The sequence below is a fragment of the Curtobacterium sp. MCPF17_003 genome (genome assembly GCF_003224385.1).
Classification (GTDB): Bacteria; Actinomycetota; Actinomycetes; order Actinomycetales; family Microbacteriaceae; genus Curtobacterium; species Curtobacterium flaccumfaciens.
Genome location: NZ_QKLC01000003.1, coordinates 107,945 through 121,145, shown reverse-complemented (window position 1 = coordinate 121,145; position 13,201 = coordinate 107,945). Strand labels below are relative to the sequence as shown.

Genomic DNA, 13,201 nt, shown 5'->3' with positions numbered 1-13,201 from the left:
GAACAGCGGCGCACGCAGCGCCCGCACCGCGCTCACACGCGGTTGAGCGCGTGCACCGCCTCGTCGTAGGACTCCTCGGCCAGGCGCACCCGGTCCCCCGCGAGCACCCCGTACCCGAACGTGCCCTCACCCCCGCGCTCCGCGATCGCCGCGTTCGCCCGCAGGATGTCGAGGGCGTGCAGGGACCGCACCCGTTCGGTCAGCACGTCGGCCGCGGTGCCGATCCGCTTCCACAGCGCGTGCGGGAACGCGTCGTCGCCGAGCACGTCCATCGCCATCCGGGCGCGCATCGTCTCCTGCCACGCGGCCTCGGTGGTGGTCCGGTCAGCGGCCTCGCGCTCGGCGGCGGTGTCCGAGGTGTCGTCGGCGACGGCGGCCCGGACGAGCTCGCGCACGCGCGGCTTCACGTCGGCGCCGACGTCCTGCGCGACCTGCTTCGGTGCGCGGAGCGACCACGCCGTCGGCGCAGGACGCTCGGCAGCGTCGTCGAGGGCGTCGAGCAGTTCGAGGAACGGCTCGCCGTGCAGGAACGCGACGACGTCCCGCACCGCCTGGTCGCGACGTTCCCGGGTCGAGGCGAGGATGCGCTCACGGGTCATCGCGTCGACCAGGTCGTCCTGCGCCGGCGACGACGCCCGCGGCAGCCGGTCGATCAGGTACTCGGCCAGCGCCGCACGCGCGGTGACGCCCGCCAGGCCGTCCGCCGCCTCGGCGGCGCGGTCGACGGCCTCGCCGTCGGGGAACGCCGGGCGGTAGGCGCCCAGGATCGCCGCGATCTCGAGGGTGGTGTCGGCCGCCTGCCGGAGGTCGGCCGTGTCGCCGGAGCGGAGCCGGGCCTCCTGACCGAGCAGCGCGACACGCAGCTTGCGCACCCGCTTCGCCAGGATGCGTGCGGTCGTGCCCTTGGCCGGCTTCTCCTCGGTCTGGAGGCGCGGTGCCGGTGCTCCTGCCAGCCCCCGTGCCAGCTTGGACGCGACGGCGGCGGGGCCGGCGCCGACGGCCGCGAAGCGCCCGTCGAGGGCCGCGAACAGCTCGTGGGCGATCTGCGGGTCGACGCCGTCGACGGTCTCGACCTCGACCTCGCGCCAGGTGCGCGGGGTCTCCGGAGCGTCGTCGTCGAGGCGCTGGGCGGTGACCTGGTCGTCGGCGAGCTCGGCGATCTGGTCGCCGTCCTCGTCGAGCAGTCGTGTGACGGTGCGGGTGGTGGTGATCCGGACGACGGGACGCAGCCCGCGGCCACGACGCTCCGTGAAGAGCGCGGCGAGGACCTCGTCGGGCACCGTGTCGGCGTCGTCGGTCAGGGGGAACTGCTGCTCGTGGCGGACCGTGTCCGACTCCGAGCGCTTGATGTGCCAACCGGCGTCGGGGCCGCCGGTGCGGCGGCGCACGGTCACCCGCGCGGCCACCAGGTCGTACCGCTCGGTGTCCCAGTAGGTCGCGTCCAGTTCGAACGGCTCCTGGTGCTCGGTGCGGAGGATGCCGCCCGCGCCGACGAGGTCGGGGAGGGCACCGCCCTCGGGCAGGTCGTAGGTGCGCTCGATCTCGAGGTGCGTGTGGCTCACACGCTCTTGTCTACCAGGCACTGCGGGGTTTCCCCGCACCCGGGGTTAGCCTGCAGGGATGAGCGACACGATCACCCGCGAGCAGTTCACGCCCGGAGCCGGCGGCGTCACGATGTTCACCACCACGTGGTGCGGCTACTGCGCCCGGCTGAAGAACCAGATGTCGAAGGCCGGGGTGCCCTTCACCGAGGTCGACATCGAGCAGACCCCGGGCACGGCCGAGCTCGTCGCCGAGGTCAACGGCGGCAACCAGACCGTGCCGACGCTGGTGTTCCCCGACGGCTCGACGGCGACCAACCCGTCCCTGGCCGAGGTGCAGTCCCGCATCTGAGCGGTCGCGCCGCGGCGCCCCTTCGCAGAACACCGGTGTTCACGCTCCGAACACGCGCATGACGCGGTTCAGTGCACGAACACCGGTGTTTTGCTGTCCGGAACAGCGCCGCGCGCCGGCCCTAGCCGCCGAGCGCCTCGGTCAGCAGCGCGGCCATCGCGTCGAGCTGGATGTCGCCGGAGTCGACGACCTCTTCGTCCGAACCGTCGAGCGCGCGGGCGGCCAGGGACGCCTTCGAGTCGATGAGCTCGGCGATCTTGGTGTCGATCGTCTGCGCGGCGATGATGCGCCACGCGGTGACGGGCTCTTCCTGCCCGATGCGGTGCACACGGTCGATCGCCTGGGTCTGTTCGGCGCTCGTCCACGACAGCTCGGCGAGCACGACGTTCGACGACACCTGCAGGTTCAGGCCCACCCCGGCCGCGGTCAGCGAGCAGACGATGACGGCGACGTCGGGGTCGTTCACGAACGAGTCGATCTCGGCCGTGCGCTGCGTCGGGGTCTGGTCGCCGCGGATCGTGGCGGTGCGCAGCCCGCGACGGGCGAACACCTCTTCCGCCTGGTCCATCACGTCGAGGTGCTTCGCGAAGAACACGACCTTGCCGACGTTCGAGGCGAGCTGTGCCGCGTAGTCGGCCGCGAGCTGGGCCTTGGCCCGGCCGATGCGGCGGACCATCGAGAACACGTTCTCGCCGGTCGACGAGGCGTCCTGGTCCTCGAGCTCCCAGCGCGCGACCTGGCGGACCAGCTTGTGGTCGATGCCGACGACCGGGTCCTGCCCGGTGCGAGCGTCGAGCGCCTGGTGGTAGCGCCGGACGAGCTTCGCGGTGAGCTCGCGCTCGGCGTCGCGGATGGAGCGGCCCTCGTCACCGTCGAGCTCGACGGGGATGTCGGCGATCCGGCGGGCGGGGATGTCCGCGGCGACGTCGACCTTGCGGCGTCGGACGATGCCCTGGTCGATGACGGCGCGGCGAGCCTCGACGAAGAAGCCGGGGTCGGCCGGCGTCAGGCCGATCTCCTCGAGCTCGTTCATGAGCTTCGCGCGCGGCTTCTTGTCGTCGATCCAGCCGAGGTACTCCCAGATGGTGCGGAAGTCCTCGACCGAGTTGATCAGCGGGGTACCGGTCAGCGCCATGAGCAGCGGCGCGGCGGTGCGCTGCCGGATGCGCTCGGCGATCTGCAGCACGAACCGGGCGCGCTGCGAGTCCTTGTTCTTGATGAAGTGCGCCTCGTCGACGACCATCCCCTTGAACCCGAAGTTGCCGAGCCACCCGGCGTGCCGGTCGAGGATCTCGTAGTTCACGATGACGATGTCGGCGAACCCGTCGAGGTCGTTGCCGTCCCCGTGGATCACCGTGGCGCGGTGGTTCGGCACCCACCGCTCGGCTTCACGCGCCCAGTTCGTCTTCACGACGTTCGGCACGACGACGAGCAGCGGGAACGCGTTCGCGGCATCGGCGGCGAGCAGCGACTGTGCGGTCTTGCCGAGGCCGGGCTCGTCGGCGAGCAGGAACGTGCGGTGCCCCTGCGCCGCGGCGGCGACGAGTTCCGCCTGGTGCTTCATGAGCGTGGTGCCCGAGCGCGAGTGCAGCGTCGTGGGTTCCGGCAGCGGCATCGACGCCGCTCCCCCGCCCGCGCCGTACTCGAACGACTTGAACAGCGGTCCGAACAGTTCCCAGTTCGCCAGGCGACGCGGGTGCGCGACGGGCTGGTCGGCGAGGGCGAAGTCCGGCGGCATGAACGGGTTCGCGAGCTGGCGCTGCACGACCGCCTGCGGCACGACGGCCCGCACCGGGGTCTCGACCACCGCGGCGGGCTCGGACGCGATGACGAGGTCCTCCGGCTGCAGTTCCATGCCGCCGGCGATCATCATGTCGCGCTTGACCGCACGCGTCGCCTCGGACACCTGCACCTCTTCGGCGAGGAGCTGGATGACGCTGGTGTCGCGCGCCGCCGTCTTCGCCAGGATCGTGGCCACGCCGTCGAGCCGCTTGAGCTGCTCGGCGCGCTGCGCGTCGGTGAGCTCCGTGTCGGCCTTCACCCGCGCGCGCTCTTCGCGCATGAGCAGGGCGACCGCCTGGAACTTCGTCCGGTTCGATGCCTTGAGCGGTCCGCGCTGTGCCGCGGCCTCGACCTCGCGCACAGCGCGGGCGAGGACGGGGATGACGCCGTCGTTGTCCAGCGGCCTGGTGCGACGTGACGCGGTCCGCGTCCCGCCGGCAGCACGCCGGGTGCCTGATCGAGCCAACGCTCCTCCTGTTCCGCCCACACGTCGGGGCGATCCGCCCGTGGGGCGGGAAGTCCTGCACCGGGGCCTGGCGCGGCTCCGGTTCGGCTGCGGGCCACCGTGGCCCACCGCATCGCCGGTCCCCGCTTCGGGACGTCCGGTGGACTCCCGCGAGCCGTTCCACACGAGCACCTGCCGGGAGCAGGTTCGGACGGTCCGCGCCGGGATCCGGCGTCGTCACACGCACGTGATGCCCCCTCGGGGCGGTCACGGCCCGGTCCCCGCGTCGATCAAGTGATCGACGGCTGCGTCCGGAATCGACGCGGCACGCGGGAACGCGGTGCGTGCGCGCTCAGTTTACTCCGGGACGACCGACAGAGGCGACCGGCGCGTTGCCCGCGCGCGTCGCGACGGCGGACGGGAGGCCCGTTGCGGACCCGACCCGCGCCTCCGGTCCGTCCTTCGGTCGCGTCTCAGGCCTGCGGTGCGGACCGCGGGCGGGTCGAGCCACCGGTCGGGAGGGTCGGGGCCGCGTCCGCCAGGGCGGCCTGCGTCGCGGCGAGGAGCTGCTGGGCGGTCTGGATCCCGTTGGCGGAGCCGGTGGTCGCCTGGCCGCCGGCGTGGGCGAGCAGCTGGGCGCCGATGGCGGGTCCGATGCGGTCGGCCTCGCGCGGGTTGCGCGTGACCCAGTCGCGGGCGATCGCGTCGGCGAGGCGCTCGGCGGCGGCACCGCGCTCGGCGTCCCCGCGGGACCGGTGCCAGAGCCCGGTGACCACGAGGTGGGCGACGACGGCGCCGACGTCACGGACGGGGAAGCCCCAGCCCGCGGTGTCGATGTCGAGGAGGCCGGAGATGCGCCACGGCTCGTCCTCGTCGACGAACACCTGCTCCAGGTGCAGGTCGCCGTGCACGACCTGCTTGGTCGAACTCGACCAGCCGATGGAGCGGCGGCCGATGGCGTCGTACAGGCGGTCGATCTCCTCGGCGTCGCGCGGAAGCGCGGCGATGAGCGTGCGACGGTGCCAGTCGGCGTGGTCCATCGCGTCGGCGCGCGCCTGCTGGGTCATCGGGACGGTGGCGACCCGACCGCTCAGCGCGGCGAGCGACGCCACGAAACGCGGGTCGTCGGCGATGTCGAGGATGCGGCTGCCCGCGGGCACGCCGCGGATGCGCTCGAGCACGAGCAGGCCGTCGCCACGGCTGGACAGCACGCGCGGCACCGGCAGACCGGCCGCGACGAACTGCTCGTGCGACTGCACGATCGGCGCGACCCGGTGCGGACGGACGATCTTCAGGAACAGGGTGCGCTCGGGGGCGTCGACGCGCACGACCGCGCGCTTGCCGGGCCGGTAGGCCGCCACGGTGAGCACCGGGTCCGTGACGGGCATGCCGAGCGTGGTCAGCAGCTCGGCGACGGCGTCGCGGTAGGTGACCTGCGGCAGCACCGGCAGGCCGGGGTCGTTCGGGTACGCCCACACCGACACCGGGTCGCCCGTCGCGGGGTCGGTGACGATCGCGCTGTTCTGGTCGTGGGTGCCGCCGGTGTCGACGTAGGTCAGGACCGTGGCGCGCTGGCCGTTGCGGTCCACCGTGTCGACCTCGTAGCCGTACAGGTAACCGTTGCCCGAGGGCTCGACGGAGTGCGCCCGCGCGGCCACGACAGAGGTCCCGGAGCCGGCGAAGGCCTGCGGGATGACGCGCTCATGGTTGGGCCACACGAGATCAGTCAACAGTGTCGCGCGGGTTTCGTCGCGTTCGTGCACGGCTCGGCGCGGGGCCGGTGGCTACCGTGGTCGGTGTGAACCCGGTCGCGCGCCTCCGCAGCTCCAGTCGCACGCCGTTCCTGCAGGTCGTGAAGACCGCCGTCGCGGTGGTCGCCGCCGTGCTCCTCTGCCGCCTGGTCATCCAGGGGCCGTTCCCCACCTTCGCGGCGATCGCTGCCCTGCTCGTGGTCCAGCCGAGCATCAACCAGTCGTTCGTGAAGGGGCTCGAGCGGAGCGCCGGCGTGGTGATCGGCGTCGTGCTGGCCACCGGGTTCCACCTGCTGCTCGGCGACGGCGTCTTCGTCGTGCTGCTCGTCATCGTGCTCGCGATCCTCATCGCGTGGGCGCTCCGGCTCACCCCGACCTCGGCCACCCAGGTGGGGATCAGCGGGATGCTCGTGCTCACCGCCGGGGTCGTGACGCCGAACTACTCCGCCGACCGGGTCCTCGAGACCGTGATCGGTGCGATCGTCGCCCTCGTCGTGAACGCGCTCATCGTGCCGCCCGTGCTGCTCGAACCGGCGCACCTCGCCGTCGCCCGGCTCGCCCGCGACACCGCGGTGGCGTTCGAGCGGATCGCGATCGGCCTGACCGAAGGGTGGGACCGCGAGCGCTGGGACGAGGCGCTCGTCGCCGCCCGTGCACTGCGGCAGCAGCACGCCAAGGCCGAGGCGTCCCTGGGGTCGGCGCGCGAGTCCCTGACGATGAACCCGCGCGGCGGCCGGCACCGGACGATCCTCGACCGCGACGTGGCGATCACCGACCACCTGCGCGTCCTGGTGGCCCGGGTCACCGGGATGACCCGGGCGATCCGCGACAACACCGCACCGGACCTGCGCGACGACCCGGTGGTGCACGGCATCGCCACCGAGGTGGCACGGATCGGTGCGGACGTCCGAGCACTCAGTGCGCGGGTCGAATCGACACGGCTCGACCCGGTGGACGGGCTCGGCCGGACGGACGCCAGCGCCTTCGGACCGGACGCCGAGCCGTGGGCCGAGGCCTCGGAGCCGGCGCTCACCGCGCCGCTCGAGGTGGTGCGCCCGAACTCCCGGCACTGGGTGCTCATCGGGGCGCTGCTCGAGGACATCCGACGGGTGCGTGGCGAGCTGCTCGGCGAGGACGACTAGTCGGTCCGCTTCAGCGCGCTGCGCAGGCCGCTTCCGACGCTGTCCGGACGACGTCCGACCAGATCACCGCGGTCGGCACGACGTCGGTCGCGGTCGCACCCGGGATGCCGGCGTCGGCGTACCGGCTGATCTCGGCGACGACGGCCTCGGTGCCGACCTCGCGTGCAGCACGGCTCGCCACGTCCGGCACCGCCGTCCGCAGCTCCGCGACCACGCGGTCGCGCGGAGCGTCCTCCAGCTGCGCGAGCGCGCCGATGCCCTTCCACGCGGCGTCCAGTTCGACGCGCAGGCGCACGATGGCCGGGTGGTCGATCGAGTCGTTCATGATCCCCCAGTGCGGGCGGCGCATCGGGTCGCGCTGTCCGCTGCCGGAGCCTAGCAACGAAGCAAGCCGCGCTCACGTCCCCAGGACGTGGGACAGACCGTTCTGCTCCGTCCTGTGACGAGATTCAGCGAGTCGGCCCCGGAGAACGGCCCTCCGCGCCGGTTCGATGCCACGATGGGTCCGAGGAGGTCCACTATGCGGCTGTTGGTGGTCGAGGACGACGACGAGATGCGTGCCCTGATGGAACGCGGACTCGCGGCCGAGGGGTACCGGGTCACGGCCGTCGAGAACGGTGTCGAGGCGCTCATCGCCCTCGGCGAGCAGGCGTTCGACCTGGCGGTCGTGGACGTGATGATGCCCGGCATGTCCGGCTTCGAGCTCGCCCGACGGATCCGTGAGCGCGAGGACCCCGTGCGGATTCTGCTCGTGACCGCGCGCGACGCCGTCGACGACCGCGTGTTCGGGCTCGACGCCGGTGCGGACGACTACCTCACCAAGCCCTTCGCCTTCGCCGAGCTCACCGCCCGGCTGCGTGCCCTCGGCCGTCGCGAGTCCGCCGGGGCGCCCCGCACGATCGAGGTCGGGGACGTGTCGATCGACTCCGAGGCGCGCCGCATCTCGATCAAGGGGCAGCGCGTCGCCGTGAGCCCCACCGAGTTCGCCCTGCTCCGACTGCTCGCCCGCTCCGCAGGCAGTGTCGTCGACCGCCCGAAGATCCTCGAAGAGGTCTGGGACGGTTCGCAGCACGTCGACCCGAACGTGGTCGAGCAGTACATCTCGTACCTCCGCAAGAAGCTCACCGCGCACGAGGCCACCGTCGCCATCGCCACGGTCCGCGGTCGCGGGTACCGCCTGGATCTGCTCGGGGCGTGAGCGGGGCCGACGACGCCCCACGATCGGACCGCCGACGCGGCGGTCCGATCCGGCCGCTGCGTCTGCTGTCGCTGCGTGCCCGGATCACGATCGGCTCGACGGCGATCGCCGCGATCGTCATCCTGCTGCTCGTCCTGGTGATGCGGTTCCAGGTGGTGAGCGTCGTCGCGAGTGCGACGCGCACGCTGCTCGACGCCGACGCCGACCCGTACGTCGCCACGCTCGAGGTCGACAGCGACCCCGACCTGTCGCCGCCGGGCAACGCGCAGCTCGTCGCCGTCGTGTCCCCGTCCGGCGAGATCGTGCTGTCGACGATGCCCGATCGTGTCGAGCAGGCGCTCGGCAGCCTGCGGTCCACCCCTGCCGGCACCTCGATCATCACCGTCTCCGGCTCGGAGTACCGCGTCGTGGTGGAGCACCCCGTCAACGAGGCCGGCCGCTGGACGGTCGTGGCCGCTCGTAACTCGCAGGCCGAGGCCATCGTCGTCGACGACCTCACGACCACCCTGTCGTTGACCGGTCTGGCCATCCTGCTCGCCTTCGGCGTGGCGTCCTGGGTGCTCGCGACCACCGCGCTGCGCCCGGTGAACCGGATGCGCCGCGAGGCCGAACGGCTCTCCGTCGCCCCGGAGCGTGCCGAACTGCCGGTGGGCCCTGCCCAGGACGAGCTGGCATCCCTGGCGACCACGCTCAACGCCTTCCTCGCCCGGACCCGGCAGGCGACCGAGCGCGAACGCCAGATGGTGTCGGACGCCAGCCACGAGCTCCGGACACCCCTGGCGATCCTGACGACCCAGCTCGACCTCGCCTCGCTCGACGGGAACGACGCCGCCGCCCTCGCCGCCCACATCGAACGCGCCAAGCACAGCGTCGCGCGGTTGTCGCGGCTGGCGAACGACCTGCTCGCGCTGTCGCGGATCGAGGAGTCGGAGCGCCGTGAACAGGACGGCGACCGGCGCCCCGAGACCGCGTGGTCGGACCTCGGCGACGAGGTGATGGCCGCGGTCGACCGCGTCCGGCTCATCGCCTCGGCGAAGGACGTCACCGTCGACTTCGACCTCGAGCCGCCCGTCGCCGTCGGCGGTTCCGGCCCGGGCATCGGCGGCGGCACCGTCGAACCGCGGTACCGGATCGACACCGGCGGGATGGCCCAGCTCGTGACGAACATCGCGGGCAACGCCGTGTCCGCACTCCCCCGCGGCGGCGGCATCTTCGTGTCCTGGCGGAGCACCGGCGGCGAGGGCGTGCTGCAGATCACCGACGACGGCCCCGGCGTGCCCGAGTCCTTCATCCCGGTGGCGTTCGACCGCTTCACCCGTCCGGACGAAGCCCGGACGTCCCGCCCGAACCCGGACCCGTCGACCGGTGCCGGCGCCCTGCCCGGCGGCTCCGGGCTGGGACTCGCGATCGTGCGTGCGGTGGCGGAACGGGCGGGAGGCACGGCGTCCCTCCGCAACGTGCCTGCCGGTGGACTCGAGGTCACGGTCCGCCTGCCCGAGGTGCGCTGAGCACGACCGTTCGCTCGGGCACGACCGCTCACTCGAGTGCGACCGCTCACCTGCGCACGACCGCTCACTGGAAGTCCCGCGAGCGGGTGCGGACGGACAGCGACAGGTGCTCGATGCGGTCCGCCACCAGGTTGACCACCCCGTCGGGTGAGCGCTCGAGGATGCCCCGGACGATCACCGCCGGGGACTCCCGCGCCACCCGGCGGAAGCGCCCCCAGACCCCGACGCTGCAGATGACGTTGACCAGCCCGGTCTCGTCCTCCACGTTCAGGAACGTGATGCCGGAGGCCGTCGCCGGACGCTGCCGGTGCGTCACGATCCCGCCGACCTCGACCCGTCGTCCGGTCTCGGCGGTCGCGGTGTCCTGCACGCTGAGCACCCGGCGGGCGGCGAGCCGGTCGCGCACGTGCCGGACGGGGTGGTCGTCGGTCGTCATGCCCGTCGACCACATGTCGGCGATGAGCACGTCCCCGCTCGTCATCTGACCGAACAGCGGCGGCTGCACGAACACCTGTGTGTCCGGCAACTGGTCCGGACGCTCGGCGGCCGCCTGGGCAGCCGACCACATCGCACCGCGGCGGTCGATGTCGAACGGGGCGAAGGCGTCGGCGGCGGCGAGGGCCTCGAGCTGCGGCGTGGTGAGCCCGACCCGCCGGGCCAGGTCCGACATGTCGCGGAAGGGACCGTTCGCGTCCCGCTCCGCGACGATCTTCTCGGCGCCCTTCCGGCTGAGCGACGCGACCTCGGCGAGCCCGAGCCGCACGGCGAAGGCACCGTCGCGACGGTGGCTCGCGGTGTCGTCGGGGAGCGCCTTGTCGAAGGGCAGCACCGGCGGCTGCTCGGTGGCCAGGCAGGCGTCGTCACCGGCCGGGGCGTCCCCGTCCGGCAGCGGTTCGAGCGTGGCGTCGACCCCGGACCGCAGGATGTCCGGTCGCAGCACGCGGACGCCGTGCCGTCGGGCGTCGGCCACCAGGGTCTGCGGTGAGTAGAACCCCATCGGCTGCGCCCGGAGCAGCGCCGCCAGGAACGCCCCCGGGTAGTGCAGCCGCATCCACGCGCTCGCGTAGACGATGAGGGCGAAGCTGATCGAGTGGCTCTCCGCGAAGCCGAAGTTCGCGAAGGCCTGGATCTTCGCGTAGATCGCGTCGGCGTCCGCACCGTGGATGCCGTTGTCCGCCATCCCCGTGTAGAGCTTGTCCCGCAACCGGTCGATCTTCTCGTGCCCGCGCTTCGACCCCATCGCCCGTCGCAGCAGGTCGGCGTCGTCACCGGAGCAGTTGCCGACCGCGATCGCCATCTGCATGAGCTGTTCCTGGAACAGCGGGACCCCGAGGGTGCGTTCGAGCACGGGTTCGAGCGCAGGGTGCATGTAGGTGATCGGTTCCTCGCCCGTGCGCCGGCGGATGTACGGGTGCACCGCGCCGCCCTGGATGGGCCCGGGTCGGACGAGTGCGACCTCGATCACCAGGTCGTAGAACCGCCGCGGGAGCAGTCGGGGCAGGGTGCCCATCTGCGCGCGGGACTCCACCTGGAACACCCCGATCGTGTCCGCGCGGCAGAGCTGGTCGTAGACCCCCTGTTCTTCCTTCGGGATGGAGTGCATCTCCCAGCGCTCCCCGCAGTGCTCTGCCGCCAGGTCGAACGAGTACTGCAGGGCCGCGAGCATGCCGAGCCCGAGCATGTCGAACTTCACGAGCCCCATGTAGGCGCAGTCGTCCTTGTCCCACTGCAGCACGGTGCGGCCGTCCATCCGGGCGTGCTCGATCGGCACGACCTCGCCCACCGGACGGTCGGTCAGCACCATGCCGCCGGAGTGGATGCCGAGGTGCCGCGGGAACCCGAGGACGTCGCTCGCGAGCCCGACGACCGCCGGCGGGATGTCGTGGTCCTGGCTCTCGGTCACCGAGCCCCACCGCTCGACCTGCTTCGACCAGGCGTCCTGCTGCCCGGGGCTGTGGCCGAGCGCCTTCGCCATGTCACGCACCGCACCCTTGGGCCGGTAGGTGATGACGTTCGCGACCTGGGCGGCGTTGTGCCGGCCGTACTTGGCGTACACGTACTGGATCACCTCTTCGCGGCGATCCGAGTCGAAGTCGACGTCGATGTCGGGTTCCTCGTCGCGCATCGCCGACAGGAACCGCTCGAACGGCAGCCCGTACCGGATCGAGTCCACCGCGGTGATCTCGAGCAGGTAGCAGACCGCCGAGTTCGCCGCCGAGCCCCGCCCCTGGCAGAGGATGCCCCGACCGCGGGCGTACTGCACCATGTCGCGCACGATCAGGAAGTACCCCGGGAAGTTCTTCTCCTCGATCACGGACAGCTCACGCTCGATGCGCTCCCGCTTGCGGGGGTCGACGCCGTCGGCGCTGCCGGGGTAGAACCGCCGGGCACCCGTCCACGTGAGCTCGCGGAGCCACGACATCGCGGTGTGTCCGTCCGGGACGTCGAGGTCGGGCAGCCCGGGCTGCACGGTCTTCAGCCGGAACCCGAGCTCGTCGGCGAGCTCCACGGTCCGCTCGATCGCGCCGGGGTAGCGCCCGAACCGTCTGGCCATCTCGGCGCCGGAGCGCAGGTGGGCGGTGTCGGCGGCCGGCAGCCAGCCGTCGATCTCGTCGAGGCTGCGGCGGGCGCGCACCGCCGCGAGTGCGGTCGCCACCGGGAACCGGTCGGGGGTGGCGTAGTGCACGTTGCCGGTGGCGACCAGGGGCAGCGCGTGCTTCGCGGCGAGGGCGGCCAGGGCGTCGTTGCGGGCGCTGTCGAGCGGGTCGCCGTGGTCGAGCAGCTCCACGACGACGTTGCGGCTGCCGAACCGGTCGAGCAGCACCCGGAGCGCGGTCTCGGCGGCGGACTCGCCACCCTGCTCGAGGGCCTGCCGCACGGAGCCCTTCCGGCACCCCGTGAGGACGCGCCAGTGCCCGTTCGCCCGCGCGGCGAGGTCGTCGAGGTCGTACTGCGGGCTGCCCTTCTCGGACCCGGCGGCCAGGTGTGCGCTCGTCACCGCGCCGGCGAGCCGGTGGTAGCCGTCCTGGCCGTCGGCGAGCAGGAGCAGGTGCGAGCCCTCGGGGTCGGGCACACCGTTCTGCGGTTCGGTCAACCCCAGGGACAGCTCGGTGCCGAAGACGGTGCCGACCTGCGGGTACGACTCGGCGACCTCGGCCATCCGGGCGGCCCCGTAGAAGCCGTCGTGGTCGGTGAGCGCGAGGGCGTGCAGTCGGAGCCGAGCAGCTTCTTCGAACAGGTGCTCGGGCTGACTGGCGCCGTCGAGGAAGCTGAAGGCCGAGTGCGCGTGCAGTTCGGCGTACGGCACCACGGGTCCGCCGTCGGTGTCGAGCGGTGACGGGACGTACGGCTCGCGCTTCCGCGACCACGCCGGGCTGTCGCCGCCGTCGCCGTCGTGCGCCGTGCCCGGGCTCCGCTTGTCGGACAGCGCGCGCTCGAACTGCGACCACGGGATGGGTGGGTTGCTGTAGCCCATCAGGTCA

Annotated in this window: 9 protein-coding genes; 4 read left to right on the top strand and 5 right to left on the bottom strand. The window is 72.5% G+C overall.

Annotation, left to right across the window (positions count from 1 at the left end; all coding sequences use genetic code 11):
- Positions 1–32 precede the first annotated feature (32 nt).
- Positions 33–1,562 (bottom strand): CYTH domain-containing protein, encoded by a 1,530-nt coding sequence (locus DEJ30_RS04560; protein WP_071405572.1) that lies wholly within the window; start codon positions 1,560–1,562, stop codon positions 33–35.
- Positions 1,563–1,620: 58 nt separating this feature from the next.
- On the opposite strand from DEJ30_RS04560, the gene DEJ30_RS04555 reads away from it, so the two are divergent.
- Positions 1,621–1,893 (top strand): mycoredoxin, encoded by a 273-nt coding sequence (locus tag DEJ30_RS04555; protein WP_110859243.1) that lies wholly within the window; start codon positions 1,621–1,623, stop codon positions 1,891–1,893.
- Positions 1,894–2,014: 121 nt separating this feature from the next.
- Here the strand turns inward: DEJ30_RS04555 and DEJ30_RS04550 are convergent, their stop codons facing one another.
- Positions 2,015–4,141, bottom strand: a complete 2,127-nt coding sequence (locus DEJ30_RS04550) for a DEAD/DEAH box helicase (protein ID WP_071245021.1) — start codon at positions 4,139–4,141, stop codon at positions 2,015–2,017.
- A gap of 452 nt (positions 4,142–4,593) precedes the next feature.
- Positions 4,594–5,838, bottom strand: coding sequence for a phosphotransferase enzyme family protein (locus DEJ30_RS04545; protein ID WP_110859241.1), 1,245 nt, complete (start codon positions 5,836–5,838; stop codon positions 4,594–4,596).
- 80 nt (positions 5,839–5,918) lie between these two features.
- On the opposite strand from DEJ30_RS04545, the gene DEJ30_RS04540 reads away from it, so the two are divergent.
- Positions 5,919–7,013 (top strand): aromatic acid exporter family protein, encoded by a 1,095-nt coding sequence (locus tag DEJ30_RS04540; protein WP_110859370.1) that lies wholly within the window; start codon positions 5,919–5,921, stop codon positions 7,011–7,013.
- 10 nt (positions 7,014–7,023) lie between these two features.
- Here DEJ30_RS04540 and DEJ30_RS04535 read toward each other — a convergent pair whose 3' ends face one another.
- Positions 7,024–7,338 (bottom strand): hypothetical protein, encoded by a 315-nt coding sequence (locus DEJ30_RS04535; protein WP_111191956.1) that lies wholly within the window; start codon positions 7,336–7,338, stop codon positions 7,024–7,026.
- Between the two features lie 195 nt (positions 7,339–7,533).
- Between DEJ30_RS04535 and DEJ30_RS04530 the strand changes: the two genes are divergently transcribed.
- Positions 7,534–8,211: a response regulator transcription factor gene (locus DEJ30_RS04530; protein ID WP_017885962.1), complete on the top strand. Its 678-nt coding sequence runs from the start codon at positions 7,534–7,536 to the stop codon at positions 8,209–8,211.
- Complete coding sequence (locus tag DEJ30_RS04525; protein ID WP_110859239.1) at positions 8,208–9,719, top strand: cell wall metabolism sensor histidine kinase WalK; 1,512 nt, start codon at positions 8,208–8,210, stop codon at positions 9,717–9,719. The genes DEJ30_RS04530 and DEJ30_RS04525 overlap by 4 nt, the downstream gene beginning before the upstream one ends.
- A gap of 64 nt (positions 9,720–9,783) precedes the next feature.
- On the opposite strand, the gene DEJ30_RS04520 is transcribed toward DEJ30_RS04525, so the two are convergent.
- Positions 9,784–13,194 (bottom strand): error-prone DNA polymerase, encoded by a 3,411-nt coding sequence (locus DEJ30_RS04520; RefSeq protein ID WP_110859238.1) that lies wholly within the window; start codon positions 13,192–13,194, stop codon positions 9,784–9,786.
- Between the last annotated feature and the right edge of the window lie 7 nt (positions 13,195–13,201).

Excerpts from the sequence above, each read along its gene's own strand:
- DEJ30_RS04555 (WP_110859243.1), top strand. The coding sequence starts at position 1,621 with ATGAGCGACACGATCACCCGCGAGCAGTTCACGCCCGGAGCCGGCGGC.
- DEJ30_RS04535 (WP_111191956.1), bottom strand. The coding sequence starts at position 7,338 with ATGAACGACTCGATCGACCACCCGGCCATCGTGCGCCTGCGCGTCGAA.
- DEJ30_RS04530 (WP_017885962.1), top strand. The coding sequence starts at position 7,534 with ATGCGGCTGTTGGTGGTCGAGGACGACGACGAGATGCGTGCCCTGATG.
- DEJ30_RS04520 (WP_110859238.1), bottom strand. The coding sequence starts at position 13,194 with ATGGGCTACAGCAACCCACCCATCCCGTGGTCGCAGTTCGAGCGCGCG.